A 19,459-nucleotide genomic window follows, 5' to 3' on the forward strand; every position below is an offset into this window, starting at 1 on the left:
CCTCAGCCTGATCTTGCGTCATCAACCAGAAGAAATCGGGCTGACCCTGGACCGCAATGGCTGGGCCTCCATCGACGAATTGATCGCCCTGTCCAATGCCAGGGGAAGCAGATTAAGCCGCACCCTGCTCGAAACCATCGTCGCGGAATGCGAGAAGCAGCGTTTTGCCATCAGCGAGGACGGCACGAAGATCAGGGCCAACCAGGGCCATTCGGTCGCCATCGAGCTGGAATTGGCGCCGCAGACGCCGCCCGAACAGCTGTATCACGGAACCGCCACGCGCTTCCTCGACTCCATCAGGGAAAATGGACTGCACGCTGCCTCGCGCCAGCATGTGCATCTTTCACTCGAGCTCGCGACCGCTGAAAAAGTGGGCGGCCGGCATGGCAAGCCGGCCATCCTGACCGTGGAATCGGGGCGGATGGCACGCGACGGCCATCTCTTTTACCTGTCGGAAAACGGCGTCTGGCTGACCGACACTGTTCCGGCGCACTACCTCCGCTAGTCAGCACGCCTCCAGGCTGGCTTCGATATTGGCGATATAGTGGTCCATGAAATAGCCGCCGCGCTCCTGGAGCAGGCGCATGTAGTCGCGCAGCGTCTGCCGCTGTTGCGCATCGAGACGGGCGATGACTGCTCGCCCATGCTCCTTGCGCGCCAGCGCGGACAGTGTGCCGTCGACAACCACGTCCAAGGTGTCAGGATCTTCAATGGCGGCAATCAGGTAGGCTGGCAGGTAATAGGCAAATGCCTCATCGGTAAACACCGACGTCGCGAACTCGAGGCCGCGCAGGGCGCGCGCGCTATGCCCTTCCCAGGATTTGCCTGCAAAATAGGCAGAGACGCCCTCATCATCATGGGTAGGCCCGGATATATTGTGTGCCGCGGGCGGCGTTGCGTCGGCCCAGGCCAGGCGGATCCGCGCGATCAGTTCTTCTTGGTTAATAGGCGGAGGCATTATTTACGATACGCCAGGCAATCGAGGGCGAATGGCGGCTCATTGCCGCGCATCATGGTGGCCAGCAGGCTTGCGCTGCCGCAGGCAAAGGTGAAGCCCAGCGGGCCGTGCCCGACGTTCAGCCACAGGTTGCGGTAAGGCGTGGGGCCGATGATGGGCGCGCTGTTTGGCGTGGCCGGACGCAGGCCGGCCCAGGCTTCGGCCTCCTCGTAATCGGCGGCATTCGGCATCGATTCGCGCGCCAGGCGTTTCAGGCTGGCGACGCGGCGCCGGTCGATGCTGTTGTTTTCCCCCACCAGGTCGACCATGGCGGAGACGCGCAAGTCGTTGCCGATGCGCGCGAACAGGGTTTTGCGCTCGAAGTCCGTCACGCTGATATTGGGCGCCACATGCTCGCTGCGGATCGGCGCGGTCAGGCTGTAGCCTTTTAGCGGGTAGATCGGCAGGTCGAGATTGGCGGTGGCCGCCAGGTCGCGGCTCTTGATGCCGGCCGCCAGCACGTAATGGTCGGCCGAGACCCAGCCGGCGTCGGTCTCGATCGCCGTCACCTTGCCTTTTTCGACAAAGATGGTGCGCGCCGCCGTGTGCATGCAGCGCTCGAAGCGCGGGTGGGCATAGATGCGCTTTTCCAGCGCCAGGCAGAAAGCGTAGCAGTCGGCCACCGCCTCGCCGGGGTTAAAAATGCCGCCCGCCAGCTTCGGCGCCAGGTCGATCAGGGCCGGTTCAATGCGGGCCGCATCCCTGCCCCACAGGACGGCGCGGTTCCTGTCGGTATCGTGCTTGTCGAGGACGGCCTTGAACGCTTCCTCGCTGCGGTACACCACCAGTTTGCCGGCGTTGCGCCAGCCAAATTCGGACAGCGGCAGGTTGATTTCCAGCTGCGCCAGCGACTGGCGGCTGAGCTCGCCGAGCTCCAGCAGCTTGGCCGTGGTGCGGGCATTGGCTTCGGCATTGCAGTTGCGCAGGAATTGCGCCATCCAGCGCCACTGGCGGTAGTCGGCTTCCGGACGAAAGCGCAGCGGGCCATCCTTTTCGAACAGCCATTCCAGGGCCTTCTTCGGTACCCCGACATCGGCCAAGGGGGAAACGTAGCGATAGCTCAGCTGGCCACCGTTGCGGTAACTGGCCGCGCTGGCAACAGTAGGGGCGCGTTCGAGCAGCGTCACCCGGAAGCCTGCTTCGAGCAGCCACCATGCCGACGCCAGGCCGACTACGCCGCCGCCAATCACCACCACTTGCCGTCTATTCGACATTCCATCTCCGCGTTCCACCACGACCTGAGCTTAAAGCACATGTTGCTCGCTGGCAAACCAATCGTATTGTAGCGGTCATGTGCCCTGATGATGAAGTCGAGGCGACTGCCGTTGCCCGGTCCGCTCTTCAAGTCTAGGGCGAACGTGGGAATCAGGCCACAAGCTTTGCTGCGTTCCGCAGGCGTGCCAGCCGCCTGTAAACCCCGCCATTGATGCCAAAAGCGAAATGAAAAGAGCAGCGGGATTTGGCTTTCGCTATTACACTAGCGCTTATAGGAGAAATGTAATGAGCCTCGCCGGCGCTGAATTCAAACCAGACCAACAAGATAATTCGCCGCTGTACATGCAGATTGCCCGCAAGTTGAGCGACGATGTCCGAAATGGACGCTACCAGGTCGACCAGGCGCTGCCCTCCGAACGCACGCTGTCCGAATTACTGAATGTCTCGCGCGTCACGGCGCGCAAGGCCATCGACCAATTGGTTGACCAGGGGCTGGTAGTGCGCCGCCGCGGATCCGGCAATTACATCGCCCCCCGCATCGAACAACCGCTGTCGAACCTCACCAGCTTTTCCGAACAACTGTCGCAGCGCGGCTACAAACCCGGCTCGCGCTGGCTCAAGCGCGGCATCGTCGCCGCCACGGCCGATGAGCAGCTGAGCCTGGGCCTCTCGCCCAACACCCGCGTGGCGCGCCTGGAACGCCTGCGCCTGGCGGACGATGTGGTGATGGCTTACGAGGTGTCGGTACTGCCGCAAACCATTGTGGCCAATCCGGAACTGATCGGCGATTCGCTGTACCAATACCTGGAATCGGTCGGCAAGGGACCGTCGCGCGCGCTGCAGCACATCCGCGCCATGAACGCGTCGGCCGAACTGGCGCGCCAGCTGGAAGTGCCGGAAGGCCAGGCCGTCCTCTTCATCACCCGCATCGCCTACCTGGAGTCGGGCCAGGCGATCGAGCTCACGCATTCCTACTGCCGCAGCGATCACTACGATTTCGTGGCCGAGATGCGCCGCGCCGCATAGCACAGCGGCCCGCTCCTGGGCCGGTCCGGCGATTTGGCATTACACTGCTTGCATGCTGAAGACCGAAACGCCCAGTTCCCAGCATCGCGAGCTGGACCAATATCCCACAGAGCAGCTGGTCGCTGCTTTTGCCGATGACCAGCTGGGCGCGGTACACGCCGTGCGCGCCGCCGTGCCCGCCATTTCGCGGGCGATCGATGCCGCCGTGCCCCGCATCGAAGCCGGCGGGCGCCTGCTGTATGCCGGCGCCGGCACCTCCGGGCGGCTTGGCGTACTCGACAGCGTTGAACTCTACCCCACCTTCTCCTGGCCGCCCGAACGCGCCGTCGCCATCATCGCCGGCGGGGCGCAAGCCATGTTCCACGCGGTGGAAGGCGCGGAAGACGACCGCGCCAGCGGCGCGCGCGATCTGCTGGCACTGGCGCCCGGCGCCAACGACGTGCTGCTGGCGCTGGCCGCCTCCGGCACCACGCCCTATGTGCTGGGTGCACTGGAAGCCGCGCGCGGCGCCGGGGCGCTGACCATCGGTATCGCCAACAATCCAGACGCGCCGGTGGCGCGCGAGGCGGAATGCGGCATCGTCCTCGACACCGGCAATGAAATCATTTCCGGCAGCACGCGCTTGAAGGCGGGCACCTCGCAGAAGATCGTGCTGAACACGATTTCCAGCGCAATCATGGTGCGCTTGAACAAGGTTTATGGAAACTTGATGGTAGACTTGAAGCCGACCAATGCGAAGCTGTTTGCGCGCACGGTGCGGCTCACCATGCACGCCACCGGCGCCGACGAAGCGGCAGCCCGCATAGCGCTGGAACAGTGCGGCTTCCATGTCAAAGTGGCGGTGGTCGCCCTGTTGAAGAAAACCACGGTGCAGCAAGCGGGAGACTTGCTGGACCAGGCCAGGGGCAGCGTGCGCGGCGCACTCGCCATTTGACCCGCACTGCGTCCGGCCGACCAGAAAGGACGTAATGGATCGAGCGCAGCAACGCAGCCCGTGGGGCTGGGTCCCGACACTCTATTTCAACCAAGGCATTCCCTACTTTGCGGTCACGGCGCTGTCCACCGCGATGTACAAGGATTTGGGCATTTCCAATGCGGACATGGCGTTTTACACCGCCTGGCTGTACATACCGTGGGTGATCAAGCCCTTATGGTCGCCCCTGATCGACATGTTCGGCACCAAGCGCTCCTGGGTCGCCATCCTGCAGATGCTGCTCGGCGTGTCGCTGGCCGCCGTCGCATTCACGCTGCCGCTATCGAATTTCTTCCAGCTTAGCCTGGGCGTCATGTGGCTGATGGCGTTCAGCTCCGCCACCCACGATATCGCGGCCGACGGCTTCTACATGCTTGGCCTGCGGCAGAAGCAGCAGGCGGAATTCGTCGGCGTACGCGGAACCTTCTATCGCGCCGCCAATGTGGCATGCAACGGCGGGATGCTGTTCCTGGCCGGGGAGGTCATCAAGTATTACGGCAATCCGCGACTGGCGTGGGGGATCGCCTTCGGCGCGGCCGGCGCCGTCTTCCTGGCGCTGGCGGTCTACCACTTCTTCGCGCTGCCCAAACCGGCGCAGGACAAGCCCGTGGCCCATACTTCGGCGCCGATGCGTGAATTCTTCGCGACGTTCGCCGCCTTCTTCCGCAAGGAAGGCATTGTGGTGAGCGTGCTGTTCCTTCTGCTGTTCCGCCTCGGCGAGTCGCAACTGCTGAAAATGGTGGTGCCGTTCCTGAAAGATCCGCTGGAAAAAGGCGGCCTTGGCTTGAGCACCGCGGACGTCGGCATCGCCTATGGCACGGTCGGCATCATCGGCCTGATTCTCGGCGGGCTGGCGGGCGGCTGGCTGATTTCCCGTTTCGGCCTGAAGCGCTGCCTGTGGCCTTTTGCGATCGCAATCCATATTCCGGACCTGATTTTCGTCTACCTGTCCCAGTTCCAGCCGCAGGACTTCATCTGGATTTCCAGCTGCCTGGCGGTGGAGCAGTTTGGCTACGGCCTGGGCTTCACCTCCTTCATGATGTATATGATCATGGTCAGCCAGGGCGAACACAAGACCGCCCATTACTCGATCTGCACTGGCTTCATGGCGTTGGGCATGATGCTGCCGCAGATGGTCAGCGGCAAGATGCAGGAGATTCTCGGCTACCAGCATTTCTTCATTTATGCCTGCACCGCAACCGTGCCGGCCTTCATCATGACGGCGCTGCTCAAGATAGACGCGGAGTTCGGGCGCGAATAGGTAGAATACGGCTCCTGCCGATGTGAGGATTTGGTTTTGTCTTTTAATGCGAAAAGGCGGCTGTCGATAGCCGCAGCCGCGGCCGGCGTGGCCGCATTGATGGGAGCTTGCTCCTCGACGCCGATTGGTCCGGCCGCCAGCGAAGGCGCTGCCTCGCCCGCCGGCGGTACGGGCGGAAACGCCCCCGCCCCGGCGCCGGTCGCCGCCGCCAGCCCCGTGCAGCCGGCGATCACTGGCGAACAGCCGCCCGCCGCGCCGCGCGAATTCCGCGCCGCCTGGGTGTCGACTGTCGCCAACATCGACTGGCCAAGCCGCAGCAACCTGCCGCCGGCGCGCCAGCAGGCGGAAGCCATCGCCATCCTGGATCGCGCCAAGTCCCTGCAACTGAACGCCATTGTGCTGCAGGTACGCCCCAGCGCCGACGCCATTTACCCGTCCAAACTGGAGCCCTGGTCCGAATTCCTGACCGGCCAGCAAGGCAAGGCGCCGGAGCCGGCCTGGGACCCGTTGGCCTTCTGGATCAGCCAGGCCCACTTGCGCGGCCTGGAACTGCATGCCTGGTTCAACCCTTACCGCGCGCGCCACTCCGCCGCCCGCACGCCGAACGCGCGTGAGCATATTGCCAACACCAAGCCGCAGGTCGTGCGCCAGTACGGCAAGTTCCTGTGGATGGACCCGGGCGAGGAAGCCGCGGCCCAACAGACCCTGGACGTCATCCTGGATGTGGTGCGCCGCTACGATATCGACGGCGTCCACATCGACGATTACTTCTACCCCTACCCGATCGAGGCGCCCGGCGCCAACGGCGGCGAGGCGGCGCTGGACGCGCCATCGAACGGCAGCAAGCCGGAACTGGACTTCCCCGACAACCCGCCATTCCTGCGCTACCTGCAGGGCGGCGGCACCCTGGACCGCGCCAACTGGCGCCGCCAGAACGTCAACCAGCTGATCGAGGCCATCTACAGCGGCATCCGCAAGGAAAAAGCCTGGGTGCGCTTCGGCATCAGTCCCTTCGGCATCGGACGCCCGGACCGCCGCCCGCCCGGCATCCAGGGTTTCAGCCAATACGACAAGCTGTACGCGGACGCCGAACTGTGGCTGCAGAACGGCTGGCTGGACTATCTGGCGCCGCAGCTGTACTGGCCGATCGCGCAGCCGCCGCAGGCTTTCCCTGTGCTGCTCGACTACTGGCTGGGGCAGAACAAGCGCGGCCGCCATATCTGGCCGGGCCTGTACACCAGCCGCATCGACGACAGCGCCAAATCGTTTGCGCCGGAGGAAATCGTGCAACAGGTCGACCTGATGCGCAGCCGCGGCAACGTGAACGGCCATATCCATTTCAGCATCGCCGCCCTGATGCAGAACCGCAAGGGCGTCGCCGACCAGCTGAAATCCACCCGCTACCTGGGCCCGGCCCTGATACCGGCTTCGCCATGGCTGGGCAGCGAGGCGCCGCCGGCACCGAGCGTCTCGGTCAAGCGCCACGCCAGCGGCCTGGCGCTCATGCTCGGCAATGCCACCCGCGCCACCCATCTTGCCATCTGGGCACGCTATGGCGAGGAGTGGCGTTTCAACGTGGTGCCAGCCAACCGCAGCGAAGTGGTACTGACCGACGACAACGGCGTGCCGGCCCGCAGCGTGGTGGTTTCCGCCGTCGACCGCCTTGGCAACGAAAGCCCGAGGGTTTCCGCCGCTCTGTAGCGGCCGAAAATGCGTGCTGCTCAGCCTTTCGTGTTAAGTTGCAGTGGTATTACCGTACACTCGACAGATCATGGGCAAACCTGACACCGATCGTACCTTGGGCCTGGGAATTGATGCTGGCGGCACGGAAACGCGTTGGGCGTTGTCCGACCCGGCAGGCGAGATCGTGGCCGAAGGCACAGTGGCCGGGCTTTCGGCCCTGCAAATGGCCAAGCCGGCCGGCCGCGAGCAAGTGCACGCCACCTTCAGCCGTCTGGCGACCGATGTGCTGGAAGCCGGCGCGCCCCTGCGCATCTGCGCCGGGCTGACCGGCTTCGGCGGCGACGGCAATGTGCTGGTGGACTGGCTGTCCACCTTGCTGGGGGTGCGCCTGGACGCCATCACCCTGTGCAACGATATCGAAGTGGCCTATCTGGACGCGTTCGAGCCCGGCCAGGGCTACCTGGTCTACGCCGGTACCGGCTCCATCGCCGCGTATATCGACGAGCAGGGCGAATTCCACCGCGCCGGCGGCCGCGGCGTCACGCTGGACGATGCCGGCGGCGGCTTCTGGATTGCCCGGGAAGCAATGCGCCGCATTTGGCGCCTGGAGGACGAAACGCCCGGCGCATGGCAGGAATCGCCGATGGCCCTGGCCGTGTTCGACCATGTCGGCGGCAGCGACTGGAGCTACTCGCGCAACTTCATCTACACCCAGGAGCGCGGCGAAATCGGCAAGCTGGCCCTGGCTGTCGCCATGAGCGCCGGCGCCGACCCGGCCGCCCGCCATATTCTGCTGCAGGCCGGACGCGAACTGGCCCGCCTTGGGCTGGCGCTGGTGACGCGCTTCGGCGCGCGGCCGCTGGTACTGTCCGGCCGCGCCGCCGAACTGCACCCCCTGGTCTTCGAAGCCATGCGCGCGGAGTTGCCGCCTGGATTGAATTTGCAAAAACGCACTGCCAAGCCGCATCATGCGGCGGCACGGATGGCCGCCCGGCCACGCAACTGAAACTCAAGAGAACAATGAAGAAACTCCTGCTTGCCTCCCTGATCGCCTTGCTGACCGGCTGCGCCACCCAGCTGCCCCACATCGACCATTCGCTGACGTCCAAGGGACAGAGCAGCCGCGTGCGTTTCGTCGTGCTCCATTACACGGTGTCCGACCTGCCGCGCTCGATCATGCTGCTCACCGAGAAGGAAGTCAGTGCGCACTACCTGATCACCGACGAGGAGCAGCCGCGCGTGTATGCCCTGGTCGATGAAAACCGCGCCGCCTGGCATGCCGGGCTAAGCAGCTGGAAGGGGTATACCGCGCTGAACAGCAGCTCGATCGGCATCGAAATCGTCAATCCCGGCTTCAAGGACGAGGCGGACGGCCGCCACTGGTATGGCTTTAGCGAGCGCCAGGTGGAACAGCTGGTGGCCCTGCTCAAGCAGATCAAGGAGCGCCACCAGATCGCTCCGGAGAACTTCCTCGGCCACGCCGACGTCGCCCCGCAGCGCAAGCAGGACCCCGGCCCAATGTTCCCCTGGAAGCGCCTGGCCGATGAAGGCCTGATCGCCTGGCCGGATGCCAATGCCGTGGCGGCGGTGCGCCCGCAGTACGAGGCCCGCTTGCCCGACATCGCCTGGTTCCAGCAAAAGCTGGCGCTGCACGGCTATGCCACGCCGCAAACCGGCGTGCTCGATCCGGAAACCCATAATGTGCTGGTGGCCTTCCAGGCCAAATACCGCAACAGCAAGTGGGACGGGGTGCCGGACGCCGAATCCGCCGCCATCCTCGATGTGCTGACCGCGCCCAAGCCCAAGCAATGAGCAACACCCTGCGCAGCGAAGACGTGCCCGGCCACCCTGATTTCCGCCACCTGGACAGCATCGCCGGCATCGCGGTCGACCTGCGCTACGCCGGCGCCGGCAATTTCGTCGGGCGCGACCTGTATTCGCCGCTGGATTGTGCCTGGCTGCACCGCGAAGCCGCGGCCGCCATCGAGAAGGTGGTTGCCTGGCTGGCGCAGCGCGCACCGGGCCACCAAGTGCTGCTGCTCGATGCCCTGCGCCCGCACCGCGTGCAGGAACAGCTCTGGGACGCGCTGGCCGGCACCAGCCTGCAGATGTACCTGGCGCCGCCGGAGCGCGGTTCGATCCATTCCTTCGGCATGGCGGTCGATATCACCCTCCTCGACCCGTCGGGGCGGGAACTGGATATGGGCACCGGCTTCGATGACATGACGGAGCTGTCGCATCCCGCGCTCGAGGCGCGCCATCTGGCGAGCGGAGCATTGAGCGCGGCGCAGGCGGCCAACCGCCAACTGCTGCGCGACGCCATGTTCCAGGCGGGCTTCGCCGGCATCAACAGCGAATGGTGGCATTTTGATTGCGGCGACCGTGTGCTGGTGCGCCGCGACTATACGCGCGTCCTGTAGCCAGGAATCGGCTGCCTACATGCGGAATTCGGACAGCTTCCAGTCGCAGAAGCCGCTACGGATAAAGACCAGCGCGACCTTTTCGTTGCGCACGATGTAGCGGTTGACGCCCTCGCGCTCCGTTACCCATTTCGGCTTATTTTCTTCAGTGGCCGGGGTGCTGCTATCCCGCGCGGTCTCGTCGCTGCGCTGCTCACGGCGCTTCTTCGCGAAATCCCCATGTTCCAGCATGAACATGACCGACTCCGGGCGCACCAGGGCGTCCACCATGACACCGCCAAGCAGCCGTCCGAGGCCGCCGAGCGCGCCGTCGTCCTGCTTGGCTGCCATGCCATCCTTCATGTTTTCCCGCAGCGCCGGAAAGTCCACGTGGCTGTTGAACGCCGCCACGTCATGCTCGCGCACCGCTTCCTTCATCTGGTGCACCACGAGCAGCGGTGACCAATACCAATACGCCGCCACCGCGGCGGCCACGGCCAGCGCCGCCGCTGGAATACGCTTACCTTGCTTTGCCATTTGCTGCTTTCTTTCCTTAAGGTTGACGGGATACCCAGTCGATCACGCCGTCGGCGATCGCGCGCCCGTTGCCGCCGCCGGCGCGCTCATGGTTGACCATGACGACCACGATGCATTGCTGCCCGTTGGCGTCGGGAACGTAGCCGGCGACTGCGGCGACGTTCTTCAGCGTGCCGGTCTTGGCCCGGGCGCGCATGGCGGCCGGGCTGTTCTTCAAGCGGCGCTTCATATTGCCGTCGATGGCGGCAATCGGCAGGCTGGCCAGGAATTCCGGCGCCCATAGCGATTCCTGCGCGGCTTTCAACAGGCCGCCCATCTGGGCCGGGCTGAAGCGCTCCACGCGCGACAGGCCCGAGCCGTTGTCGAACACCATCCCGGTATCGTCGATGCCGTGGCCGCGCAGCCAGTTGCGCATGACGAGCTCGGCGCGCGCGTTGGTGCTCATGGCCGCCGGGCCGGCCTCGCCGCCGCCGGGAAGTGCCATGGGCACCGGCTCCTCCAGCGGGTGGCTGCCCAGGTCGGGATCGGATTGCAGGCTGCCCAGGCTGAGGAAAATCGAACGGGCCAGGCCGTTGTCGGACTGCTTGTTCGTGTCGCGTACGATCTCGGGCAAGAAGCGGCTTACATGCTCGGCTAGCAGGGTCGAAGGCGCACCGTTGAAGGCACGCGCCTGCTCGGCCGAGGCCTCGAGCGTGGCGCCGACGAAGCGTCCGCCCAGGCGTTCCCACGTCGCACGGAACAGACGGTCGGCGTAATCGGTCCGATCGAGCACGTTGACCACATTGGTCTTGCTGCAGTTGCGCGGGAAAGTTCCCTTCAGCACCAACGTCAGGTTCGTGCCTTCGCGGACATATTCGGGAATCTTCCAGCCCTCTTCCCAGCGCCCGCAATCGGCGTTGACCAGCTGCATATCGGAGCGCACGCGCACGCCGGCCAGTTCGGGTAGGACGCTGGCCTTGATCGACTTGGCGTCGGAAGTGATATCGAGCGTCTGCAGATTCATGTTCAGCAGCAGCGCATCGGGAATCAGGTTGTAATACGCTTCGGGCGACTCGTCGAAGGGCGGCGCACCGGCATCGGCACGGGCGGGCTGCCACAACTGGCGGTCCAGCACCAGATTGCCTTCGATTCGATGGATGCCTTTGGTGCGCAGCTTTTCCAGCATGTGCGTGAAGGCGTCGGCAGTCAGGTCGCCGTCGGCGCCGCCGCGCAGCACCAGGTCGCCGCGCAGCACGCCCGCCGCGACGGTCCCCGTGGTGCGCAGCTCGGTGCGGCCGCGGAACTGCGGGCCGAGCATGTCCAGCCCCACCATGGTGGTGAACAGCTTCATGATGGACGCGGGCGTGAAGGTGCGCGACGACTCGTTCGACACCAGAACCTGGTCGCCGCGCAGCACCAGGGCCCCGATGGCGTTTTCAGGGATGCCTTTTTCGGCGGCCAGGCGGGCGACCGGTTCCGGCAATGCGGCGTGCGCGGAAGCGCCGAGGGCGGCGAACAGGGTAGCGAGGAGCAGGCGTCGCATCAAGAATCCTTAACCGAAGAAGACATAGGCAACGGCGATTGCCGCCAGCACACCGGCGAAGTCCGCGATCAGGCCGCAGGAAATCGCATAGCGCGTTTTGCGGATGCCGACCGAGCCGAAATACAGGGCCACGATGTAGAAGGTCGTGTCGGCCGAGCCCTGGAACATGCAGGCCAGGCGGCCCACAAAGGAATCCGGACCGTAGGTTTTCATGGCATCGATCATCAGTGCGCGCGAGCCGCTGCCGCTGAAGGGGCGCATCAGGGCGGTCGGCAGCGACGGCACGAAATCGGTCGCCAGGCCCAGCTTGGCCAGCAGCCAGCCGGCGCCGTCCATGATCATGCCCAGCACGCCCGCATTGCGGACCACGCTGATGGCCACCAGCATGCCCACCAGGTAGGGGATCACGGTGAGGGAGGTCTGGATGCCGCCTTTGGCGCCTTCGATAAAGGCCTCGTAGACATTGACCTTCTTGCGCAGCGCGCCCAGCAGGAAGGCGGAGATGATGGTGATCAGGATCAGGTTGCTCGCCACCTTGGACACCACTTCAATTTCGGCGCGGCTCAGGACGTGCGTGAAGTAGTAGATGATGCCGCCGATCGCCGCCGTCATGCCGCCCAGCCAGGCCAGCACCACCTTGTCGAACAGCTTGATGCGCTGGCGGATCGAGACGGCGATGATGCCGGCCAGCGTCGCCACATAGGTCGCGATGATGCACGGAATGAAAATATCCGATGGATCGGCTGCGCCAAGGATGGCGCGCTGCGCCATGATCGCCAGCGGGATCAGGGTCAGCCCCGAGGTGTGCAGCACCAGGAACATGATCTGCGCATTGCTGGCGGTATCCTTGTCCGGGTTCAGCGTTTGCAGGCTTTCCATGGCTTTCAGGCCGAAGGGCGTGGCGGCATTGTCCAGTCCCAGCAGGTTGGCCGAGAAATTCATCACCATATGGCCGGTGGCCGGGTGGTCTTTCGGCACGTCCGGGAAAATGCGCGAAAAGAAAGGGGAAATGAGCTTGGCCAGCCAGCCGATGGCGCCGGCTTTTTCGCCCACGTTCATCAGGCCCAGCCAGAGCGTCATGATGCCCGCCAGCGGCAGGGCGATTTCCATCACGGCCGCCTTGGCGGAATCGAACGTGCCATCAATGACCTTCTTGAAGATCTCGGTGTCGCCCGTGAACAGCCATTGCAGGATGGCGGCGGCAAAGCCGACGAGGAAAAACCCGGACCAGATGTAATTGAGGGACATGGATGTAGTGTGATGGCTGTTTCGCAGCGAAAGTATAGGGCCAGCCGGTGAAAGTATGCGTTGCGCACGGGTAAAAAAGTTATAAGCTGGCGTATCGCCGCCCCCTGGCTTATGCTCCTGCCGCATGAAACGACTTTGCGCTCTCGCCGCCGCCATCACCCTTGCCCTTGCCGCCCCCGCCGCGCCGGCGGCCGACAAGGTTCTGCACGCCTTCCTCTCCACCGGCGAGACCGGCCTTGATCCCGCCGTCGCCTCCGACCTGGCCAGCCTGAGCCTGCTGGAAAACCTGTTCGAACCCATGCTGCGCTATGACTACGATGCGCGCCCGGTCAAGCTGGTGCCCGGCGGCCTGCGCGAATTGCCGTCCAGCGATGCCAGTGGCAAGGTCTGGACCTTCCGCCTGCGGCCCGGCATGTATTTCAGCGACGATCCGGCCTTTAACGGTAAAAAACGCGAAGTTGTAGCCGGCGACTATCAATACGCCATCGAACGTTTGCTGGACCCGGCCCTCAAATCGCCGTGGTCCTTCCTGTTCGACGGCAAGCTGGCCGAGCTGCGTGTGCTGGACCGGTACACCCTCAGGATGACGCTGAAAGAGCCCGACCCGAGCCTGCTGTTCTATCTCGCCTTGCCGGCCACCGGCGCCGTCGCCAGGGAAGTGGCCGACGCCTACGGCAGCCAGGTCGGCAACCACCCGGTCGGCAGCGGCCCCTTCGTCATCGAGCAGTGGAAGCGCAGCGACAAGATCACCCTGGCGGCCAACCGCGGCTACCACCAGGTCTGGCAGGGCAGGCAGCTGCCCATGGTCGACAAGGTCGAGGTCAAGATCATGGAGGAATACCAGTCGCGGGTGCTGGGCTTCCTGAACGGCGAGTTCGACTTTATCGAGCAGGTTCCCGAGTCGATGCGCGATATGGTGCTCGACCCATCTTCGCCCGCCCCCGTGTTGAAGCAGGAACTGGCCGGGCGCGGCATGGTGCTGTCGGCCTTCCCCGTGCTGCAGACTTACTACATGTGGATGAATATGGACGACCCGGTCCTCGGCGGCTACAGCAAGGAAAAGGTCGCGCTGCGGCGTGCCATCGCCCTCGGCTATAACGGTCCCGAAGACATCGCCCTGCTGAAAAAAGGCCTGGCCATCCCGGCGCAAAGCCCGCTGCCGCCCAATGTGCTGGGCTATGACCCGGCCTACCGCAGCCCGCTCAGCTACAACCCGAAACTGGCCAAGGCCCTGCTCGACCGCTTCGGCTACAAGGTGGGCAAGGATGGCTTCCGCAGCCAGCCCAACGGCCAGCCGCTGGCGCTGCTCATGCACAGCGAGCCGACCATGGTGGGCCGCCTGCGCGACGAGCTGTGGCGCAAGAACCTGAATGCCATCGGCATCCGCGTCCGCTTCAAGACGGACAAGAAGACCGAGATCATCAAGGCCAGCCGCCTGGGCAAAGTGCAGATGTTCGAAACCAACTGGGTGGCCGATTTCCCGGACGGGGAAAACTTTTACCAGCTGCTGTACGGGCCGAACAGCGGGCGCGCCAACTATGCCCGCTTCAACCTGCCCGCGTACAACAGCCGCTATGAAAAGGCGCGCCAGCTGGGCGACGGGCCGCAGCGCGATACGCTCTACCGCGAGATGAACCAGCTGATCCACGCCTATAACCCGTGGGTGCTGCTGATCCATCCGATTTCGGCCGACATCCAGCAGCCCTGGCTCAAACACTATAAGCGCCATCCGGTCGAATTCACCAACTGGCGCTATCTGGACGTCGAGAGATAGCGCGCTGTCCACCTGCCGGCTTCGGCGTAGAATGGGGCGATGCGATTACTCAAGCACAAGGCGCTGGCCTATGTGCTGGCGCATCCCCTGGACTTCGGCCTTCAGTGCCTGAAGGGTTTCCGCGCCAACCAGGGGCTGCTGCTGGCAGGTGCCGTGGCCTATTACTCGCTGCTGTCCATCGTTCCGCTGCTGATGCTGGTGGTGGTGGCGCTGTCCCACGTGATCCCGCAGCAGGAGCTGTTGCAAATCATCGGCCGCTACCTTGAATGGCTGATCCCCGGCCAGTCGCAGGCCGTGGTGGCCGAGGTCGGCCATTTCCTGGAACACCGGGAACTGGTCGGCGGGGCCCTGGTGCTGGTGATGCTGTTCTTCAGTTCGCTGGCCTTTTCCGTGCTGGAGAACGCCATGTGCTTCATCTTCCTGCACCGCGCCGCGGTGCGCCGCCGCCATTACCTGGTCTCCGCCATCCTGCCGTATTGCTATATCCTGTTCCTCGGCATCGGCGCCCTGGTGATGACCCTGGTGGCCGGCGGCCTGCAAGTGATCGGCCAGGAAAGCGTGCGCCTGTTCGGCTACCAGTGGTCGCTGCACGGCCTGTCCGGTGTGCTGCTCTACCTGCTGGGCCTGGCGGGCGAGGTGCTCATGCTGAGTTCCATCTACCTGGTGATGCCGGTCGGCCGCCTGTCCCTGTCGCACGCCCTGATCGGCGGCGCCACCGCCACCGCGCTGTGGGAAGTGGCGCGCCATGTGCTGGTCTGGTACTTCACCACCTTGTCGCAGGTGAACCTGGTGTACGGCTCCATGACCACCGCCATTGTCGTCATGTTCAGCCTGGAAATCGGGGCCACCCTGCTGCTGTTCGGCGCCCAGGTCATATCCGAATTCGAGCGGGTCGGGCGCGGCGAACAGGGCCGGGCGCCGCACCGCCTGCAGACCAAGAGCGCCGGTTAGGCGGGCAGGGTGACCGTGAAGCGGGCGCCGCCCAGGGCCGAGGCGCCGGCGACCAGGGTGCCGCCGTGCAGTTCGATCGCCTTGCGAGCGATGGACAGGCCCAGGCCGAAGCCGCCGGTGTTGCGGTCGCGGCTGCGGTCCAGCCGGTAGAAGGGTTCGAAGATGCGGTCGCGTTCGGCATAGGGAATGCCGGGGCCGTCGTCTTCCACCACCACCTGCACCACATTACCGATGCGCGTTGCGCCCAGGCGCACCGAGTGCGTGCCGTATTTCAGCGCGTTGCGCAGCAGGTTGCCGACCGCGCGCAGCAGCAGGCGCTGGTCGCCATCGAAATGGCCCAGGTTGGGGCCCAGCTCCATCTCCAGGGCGATGCCGTCCGACGGCGGCAGGATCTCGCCGCAGTGGGCCAGCGCCGCGCCCAGGTCGAAGCGCTGGCGCTGCAGGTGCGGCTCGGCGTCCAGGCGGGCCATGCCGAGCAGCTCGTTGACCAGTTCCTTCAGCTCGCGCAGATCGCCTTCCATGGCGCCGATGCGCTTGTCGAGCGCCGGGTTTTCCGCCACGTCGCGCAGCAGCTCCAGGGCGAATTCCAGGCGCGCGATCGGGGTGCGGATTTCGTGCCCGACCGAATGCAGCAGGCTGCGCTGCGATTCGAGCAGGCGTTCGATGCGGTTGGCCATGTGGTTGATACGCTCGGCCAGGGGATAGATGCTGTCCTTGGGTTCCATGAAGGCGCGCGCCCCCAGTTCGCCGCCGCCGAAGCGGTCCGCCACGTCGGACAACTGCTGCAAGCCCTGCCAGTGCGAGCGCGACCAGGCCGCGATCGGGATCAACAGCACCAGGGCCACGATCAGGTAGCGCACCGCCTCCATCGACAGGGCGAAGCCGATATCGAACGGCAGATCCTGCGCCACCAGCGCTTCCTCGTTGCTGCCGATATAGCGCTCGCCGACCATGTCGACGCGCCGGTAGAAGGACTTGCGCCCGATATCCAGCACCACCCCGCCGCGCTCGAAGCCCGCCAGGTCGATGCCGGACAGCTGCCGGCGCACCTCGCTGAGCGGCACCAGTTCGAAACGCACGCCCGACACTTCGCGCACCTTGTTCAGGCGGTCCAGCCACTGGTCGGCGGGGGCCTGGTCGATGTACTGCTCGAGGAGGAAGATCTGGGCCGCGGCCTGGCGCCGCGCAATCGAGTCGAGGGGATCGCCGAACAGGCGATTGATCGCGAAATAGACAATGAATGCCGCCGCACTGATGGACAGCATCACCAGTATAAAGAAGCGGAAAAACAGGCGATTCATCAGGGCGAATTGTAGTGGAAACCAGCAGCGGCGGGAATCGGCGTACAAATTTGCGACAAAAAGCGTACAGCTGGGGGCGGAATTTGCATGTCTTTTTGCTTATGATGGCGCTATCAGGCTGGCGAATTCGCCACGTATCGAAGTTGGGAGCCGGGCGTTTTGGCGGGGGGAATGGTAATGCAATTACAATGTGCGCCACTCCGTGTTCAACCGTAGACGTTTTTTATGCGACAGTACCTGTTCCTTGCCATTGCCGGCGCCTGTGGCGCCGTGGCCGCCCAGACCCCGGCCACCAACCCGATGCCAGACGGCAGCCGGGACATGTTCATTGGCATTGGCGCCCAGTCTGAACCACGCTATGAGGGCGCGCGCGACAACCGCACCCGCCCGCTGCCGGTGATCCAGGTCCAGTGGAGCAATGGCATCTTCGTCTCCAGCATGTCGCTGGGCTGGCACCTGTCGCAATCGCCCTCGATGGAATTCGGTCCCATGCTGACGCTGTCGCCGCGCCGCGACCGCGACGGCCTGTCGTACGGCGCCGGCGGCGTGAGCGAAGGCGCCGGCGCGCGTATGGGCTTCGCCAGCGCCGATCCGGTCGGCTTCGAACCGGAAGCGGGCGACGACGGCGACCGGCTGCGCGACATGGACGTGATCCAGCGCCGCGTACTGGCCGGCGGCTTCTTCAACTACTATCTGTCGCCCAAGCTGCGCCTCACCAATACCCTGTCCTACGGCAGCGGCAGGCGGCACAACGGCGCGCAATTGCATACCGCCTTGCAGTACATGATGGAAGATGTGGCGCCGCACCACTGCGTGGTGCTCTCGGCCGGCCTTTCGCTCGCCAACGGCGCCGAAAACCGGACCTGGTTCGGCGTGACGGAGGCGGAAGCGGATCGCGCCGGCATGCGGGCTTACCGGCCCGGCGCCGGCGTGCAGGAAGTGCGCGCGGGCGTGCGCTGGAACTGGGCGCTGAGCCCCGCATGGATCCTGACTTCCGGCGCAACGGTCAGCCGCCTGGTCGGCGACGCAAAACATAGCCCGCTGGTTGAGCGGCCCACCAATTATTCCGTGTCCACGGCACTGGCCTACCGATTCTGATGAAGACTACGACGACGCTTCGTATCACGCTGCCGGCATTGTGCCTGGTTGCGGCGACTTGCGCCGTCCAGGCGCAGGAGGAGTGGATCAGTTATCGCGACGCCTACCGGCAGATGGTGGTGTTCGCCAAATACGGCAAACCGAAGCACTTCCTGCAGATTCATTACCAGGTCGCCCCGCGCGATGCATCGGCCGCGCTGGAAGGCTTGCACCTGACGCTGACTGGCAAGAACACCCAGCTGACGCTGCCGCTGGACGCCACCGGCCGCGCCGTGTTCCCGCTGCTCAAGGCCGCCTACGACGACAACGCCGTGCTAGCGCTGAACCGGCGCATGGCCAGCTACCGCTTTATCCCGCGCGTGTCGATCCTGTCGCGCAACGATGGCATTTACGAGGCAGCCGACCTGCACGCCGCCTGCGAGCAGGCGCTGGCTTACCAGCGCTTCGTCGATTCCTCTTACGGCGCCAAGAAATGCGCCGGTGTGCGTTTCGTGTTTGTTAACCGCGCGGATGCGCTGGTGCAGGTGAAATTCGGGCCGCGCGAAGCGCCGTTGCCGGTGGTGGACGGCCCCGCCTTCGACGGCGAAGCGCTGGGCGCCTACCGCACCGCCACCTACCGCTTCTCCGACTGGTCCACCCAGGGCCAGGTCGTCAGCCAGAATACCCCGCTGGCGATCGCGCCCCTGTTCGACTAATTCCAGGCCGACGGCGAGAACAGGTAGCCCTCGCCCCAGACGGTCTTGATCTTCTCGCCGTCGGTATCGTCGAACTTGCGGCGCAGCTTGGAAATGCTGTTGTCGATACTGCGGTCCAGGCCATCGAACTCGATGCCGCGCATGGTCTTCAACAGCGCATCGCGCGACAGCACGGTGCCCGCCGACTCCGCCAGTACCAGCAGCAGCTTGTATTCCGTGTTGGAGAGCGGGCAAGGCTGGCCGCGCCAGGTAACGGAGCGGTCGCTGGTGGCAATGCTCAACTGGCCGAAGCTCAGCTGGTCCGCGTCGGACTTGCCTTGGCGCCGGCGCAGCAGCGCACGCAGGCGCGCCAGCAGTACGCGCGGTTGCACTGGCTTGTTGATGAAATCGTCGGCGCCCTGCTCCAGCAGCGACACCTCGTCGTAGGAATCTTCACGGGCGGTCATGATCAGGATCGGCACATCGCTGATTTCGCGGATCTGCTGGCTGACCTTCATGCCATCCATGCCGGGCAACATCAGGTCCAACACCACGACATCGGGACTAGTCAGCTTGAAGCGCTGCAGCGCCTCATCGCCGCGCGGCACCACGTCCACCTTGAACTCATAACCCGCCAGATACTCCGTGACCAGCTCGGCCAACCGGGCATCGTCTTCCACCAACATCACATGAACCATGACTTTCTCCTTGTGGCGGACATTTTATAAGAGCTGCAACCCTATGGGATATATGCAATGAAAAACCGACAAAGCGATACATCTCGTGAAGTGCCCTTGGGG

General features: G+C 64.6%; 19 protein-coding genes. 12 read left to right on the forward strand and 7 right to left on the reverse strand.

The genetic code is table 11. The features are described from left to right. The first annotated feature begins 13 nt into the window (after positions 1 to 13). Positions 14 to 505 (forward strand): RNA 2'-phosphotransferase, encoded by a 492-nt coding sequence (locus H597_RS0118755; protein ID WP_307580315.1) that lies wholly within the window; start codon positions 14 to 16, stop codon positions 503 to 505. On the opposite strand, the gene H597_RS0118760 is transcribed toward H597_RS0118755, so the two are convergent. Both H597_RS0118760 and H597_RS0118765 read right to left on the reverse strand, forming a co-directional pair. Next, the gene (locus H597_RS0118760) at positions 506 to 958 is read right to left on the reverse strand and encodes a DUF6714 family protein (protein ID WP_028103487.1); all 453 of its coding nucleotides are present in this window, start codon (positions 956 to 958) and stop codon (positions 506 to 508) included. After that, positions 958 to 2,211 (reverse strand): D-amino acid dehydrogenase, encoded by a 1,254-nt coding sequence (locus H597_RS0118765; RefSeq protein ID WP_028103488.1) that lies wholly within the window; start codon positions 2,209 to 2,211, stop codon positions 958 to 960. Before H597_RS0118765 ends, H597_RS0118760 begins: the two co-directional genes overlap by 1 nt. Before the next feature lie 286 nt (positions 2,212 to 2,497). Between H597_RS0118765 and H597_RS0118770 the strand changes: the two genes are divergently transcribed. The 7 genes from H597_RS0118770 (at position 2,498) to H597_RS0118800 (ending at position 9,575) form a co-directional block, all read left to right on the forward strand. Beyond that, on the forward strand, positions 2,498 to 3,238 hold the full coding sequence (locus H597_RS0118770) for a GntR family transcriptional regulator (RefSeq protein WP_028103489.1): 741 nt from the start codon (positions 2,498 to 2,500) through the stop codon (positions 3,236 to 3,238). A gap of 52 nt (positions 3,239 to 3,290) precedes the next feature. After that, positions 3,291 to 4,172, forward strand: a complete 882-nt coding sequence (gene murQ, locus H597_RS0118775) for an N-acetylmuramic acid 6-phosphate etherase (RefSeq protein ID WP_028103490.1) — start codon at positions 3,291 to 3,293, stop codon at positions 4,170 to 4,172. A gap of 34 nt (positions 4,173 to 4,206) precedes the next feature. Beyond that, entirely contained in the window at positions 4,207 to 5,472 is a 1,266-nt protein-coding gene (locus H597_RS0118780; protein ID WP_028103491.1) for an MFS transporter, read from the forward strand. A 99-nt stretch (positions 5,473 to 5,571) separates the two neighbouring features. Further along, on the forward strand, positions 5,572 to 7,173 hold the full coding sequence (locus H597_RS0118785; RefSeq protein ID WP_083941182.1) for a glycoside hydrolase family 10-like protein: 1,602 nt from the start codon (positions 5,572 to 5,574) through the stop codon (positions 7,171 to 7,173). Positions 7,174 to 7,243: 70 nt separating this feature from the next. Next, positions 7,244 to 8,161 (forward strand): N-acetylglucosamine kinase, encoded by a 918-nt coding sequence (locus tag H597_RS0118790; protein WP_028103493.1) that lies wholly within the window; start codon positions 7,244 to 7,246, stop codon positions 8,159 to 8,161. Positions 8,162 to 8,175: 14 nt separating this feature from the next. Next, positions 8,176 to 8,967 (forward strand): peptidoglycan recognition protein family protein, encoded by a 792-nt coding sequence (locus tag H597_RS0118795; RefSeq protein ID WP_028103494.1) that lies wholly within the window; start codon positions 8,176 to 8,178, stop codon positions 8,965 to 8,967. Next, a complete protein-coding gene (locus H597_RS0118800; protein WP_028103495.1) occupies positions 8,964 to 9,575 on the forward strand; it encodes a M15 family metallopeptidase in 612 nt (203 codons plus the stop codon). Before H597_RS0118795 ends, H597_RS0118800 begins: the two co-directional genes overlap by 4 nt. A 15-nt stretch (positions 9,576 to 9,590) precedes the next feature. Here the strand turns inward: H597_RS0118800 and H597_RS33425 are convergent, their stop codons facing one another. The 3 genes from H597_RS33425 to H597_RS0118815 are packed head-to-tail and all read right to left on the reverse strand — an operon-like array spanning position 9,591 to position 12,861. After that, the gene (locus H597_RS33425; RefSeq protein WP_051293909.1) at positions 9,591 to 10,091 is read right to left on the reverse strand and encodes a DUF2939 domain-containing protein; all 501 of its coding nucleotides are present in this window, start codon (positions 10,089 to 10,091) and stop codon (positions 9,591 to 9,593) included. Positions 10,092 to 10,107: 16 nt separating this feature from the next. Beyond that, on the reverse strand, positions 10,108 to 11,613 hold the full coding sequence (gene dacB, locus H597_RS0118810; protein ID WP_229632207.1) for a D-alanyl-D-alanine carboxypeptidase/D-alanyl-D-alanine endopeptidase: 1,506 nt from the start codon (positions 11,611 to 11,613) through the stop codon (positions 10,108 to 10,110). A gap of 9 nt (positions 11,614 to 11,622) precedes the next feature. Continuing rightward, complete coding sequence (locus H597_RS0118815; RefSeq protein ID WP_028103497.1) at positions 11,623 to 12,861, reverse strand: spore maturation protein; 1,239 nt, start codon at positions 12,859 to 12,861, stop codon at positions 11,623 to 11,625. A gap of 124 nt (positions 12,862 to 12,985) precedes the next feature. On the opposite strand from H597_RS0118815, the gene H597_RS0118820 reads away from it, so the two are divergent. Both H597_RS0118820 and H597_RS31560 read left to right on the forward strand, forming a co-directional pair. After that, entirely contained in the window at positions 12,986 to 14,635 is a 1,650-nt protein-coding gene (locus H597_RS0118820; protein ID WP_028103498.1) for an ABC transporter substrate-binding protein, read from the forward strand. Between the two features lie 39 nt (positions 14,636 to 14,674). Continuing rightward, the gene (locus tag H597_RS31560; protein WP_035374630.1) at positions 14,675 to 15,586 is read left to right on the forward strand and encodes a YihY/virulence factor BrkB family protein; all 912 of its coding nucleotides are present in this window, start codon (positions 14,675 to 14,677) and stop codon (positions 15,584 to 15,586) included. Here the strand turns inward: H597_RS31560 and H597_RS0118830 are convergent. Next, positions 15,583 to 16,887 carry an ATP-binding protein gene (locus H597_RS0118830; RefSeq protein WP_028103499.1) on the reverse strand — a complete coding sequence of 435 codons (1,305 nt, stop codon included), beginning with the start codon at positions 16,885 to 16,887 and terminating at the stop codon, positions 15,583 to 15,585. The genes H597_RS31560 and H597_RS0118830 overlap by 4 nt on opposite strands. Before the next feature lie 225 nt (positions 16,888 to 17,112). Between H597_RS0118830 and H597_RS0118835 the strand changes: the two genes are divergently transcribed. After that, on the forward strand, positions 17,113 to 17,985 hold the full coding sequence (locus tag H597_RS0118835; protein ID WP_028103500.1) for a MipA/OmpV family protein: 873 nt from the start codon (positions 17,113 to 17,115) through the stop codon (positions 17,983 to 17,985). After that, positions 17,985 to 18,680 (forward strand): hypothetical protein, encoded by a 696-nt coding sequence (locus H597_RS0118840; RefSeq protein WP_035374632.1) that lies wholly within the window; start codon positions 17,985 to 17,987, stop codon positions 18,678 to 18,680. Before H597_RS0118835 ends, H597_RS0118840 begins: the two co-directional genes overlap by 1 nt. Here H597_RS0118840 and H597_RS0118845 read toward each other — a convergent pair. Next, positions 18,677 to 19,357, reverse strand: coding sequence for a response regulator (locus tag H597_RS0118845; protein ID WP_028103502.1), 681 nt, complete (start codon positions 19,355 to 19,357; stop codon positions 18,677 to 18,679). The genes H597_RS0118840 and H597_RS0118845 overlap by 4 nt on opposite strands. Positions 19,358 to 19,459 lie beyond the last annotated feature (102 nt).

The organism is Pseudoduganella violaceinigra DSM 15887 (assembly GCF_000425385.1).
GTDB lineage: Bacteria > Pseudomonadota > Gammaproteobacteria > Burkholderiales > Burkholderiaceae_D > Rugamonas > Rugamonas violaceinigra.

Excerpts from the sequence above, each read along its gene's own strand:
- H597_RS0118790 (WP_028103493.1), top strand. The coding sequence starts at position 7,244 with ATGGGCAAACCTGACACCGATCGTACCTTGGGCCTGGGAATTGATGCT.
- H597_RS0118840 (WP_035374632.1), top strand. The coding sequence starts at position 17,985 with ATGAAGACTACGACGACGCTTCGTATCACGCTGCCGGCATTGTGCCTG.
- murQ (WP_028103490.1), top strand. The coding sequence starts at position 3,291 with ATGCTGAAGACCGAAACGCCCAGTTCCCAGCATCGCGAGCTGGACCAA.
- H597_RS0118845 (WP_028103502.1), bottom strand. The coding sequence starts at position 19,357 with ATGGTTCATGTGATGTTGGTGGAAGACGATGCCCGGTTGGCCGAGCTG.
- H597_RS31560 (WP_035374630.1), top strand. The coding sequence starts at position 14,675 with ATGCGATTACTCAAGCACAAGGCGCTGGCCTATGTGCTGGCGCATCCC.
- H597_RS33425 (WP_051293909.1), bottom strand. The coding sequence starts at position 10,091 with ATGGCAAAGCAAGGTAAGCGTATTCCAGCGGCGGCGCTGGCCGTGGCC.
- H597_RS0118830 (WP_028103499.1), bottom strand. The coding sequence starts at position 16,887 with ATGAATCGCCTGTTTTTCCGCTTCTTTATACTGGTGATGCTGTCCATC.
- H597_RS0118835 (WP_028103500.1), top strand. The coding sequence starts at position 17,113 with ATGCGACAGTACCTGTTCCTTGCCATTGCCGGCGCCTGTGGCGCCGTG.
- H597_RS0118785 (WP_083941182.1), top strand. The coding sequence starts at position 5,572 with ATGGGAGCTTGCTCCTCGACGCCGATTGGTCCGGCCGCCAGCGAAGGC.
- H597_RS0118780 (WP_028103491.1), top strand. The coding sequence starts at position 4,207 with ATGGATCGAGCGCAGCAACGCAGCCCGTGGGGCTGGGTCCCGACACTC.
- H597_RS0118820 (WP_028103498.1), top strand. The coding sequence starts at position 12,986 with ATGAAACGACTTTGCGCTCTCGCCGCCGCCATCACCCTTGCCCTTGCC.
- H597_RS0118770 (WP_028103489.1), top strand. The coding sequence starts at position 2,498 with ATGAGCCTCGCCGGCGCTGAATTCAAACCAGACCAACAAGATAATTCG.
- H597_RS0118760 (WP_028103487.1), bottom strand. The coding sequence starts at position 958 with ATGCCTCCGCCTATTAACCAAGAAGAACTGATCGCGCGGATCCGCCTG.
- H597_RS0118815 (WP_028103497.1), bottom strand. The coding sequence starts at position 12,861 with ATGTCCCTCAATTACATCTGGTCCGGGTTTTTCCTCGTCGGCTTTGCC.
- H597_RS0118795 (WP_028103494.1), top strand. The coding sequence starts at position 8,176 with ATGAAGAAACTCCTGCTTGCCTCCCTGATCGCCTTGCTGACCGGCTGC.
- H597_RS0118765 (WP_028103488.1), bottom strand. The coding sequence starts at position 2,211 with ATGTCGAATAGACGGCAAGTGGTGGTGATTGGCGGCGGCGTAGTCGGC.
- dacB (WP_229632207.1), bottom strand. The coding sequence starts at position 11,613 with ATGCGACGCCTGCTCCTCGCTACCCTGTTCGCCGCCCTCGGCGCTTCC.
- H597_RS0118800 (WP_028103495.1), top strand. The coding sequence starts at position 8,964 with ATGAGCAACACCCTGCGCAGCGAAGACGTGCCCGGCCACCCTGATTTC.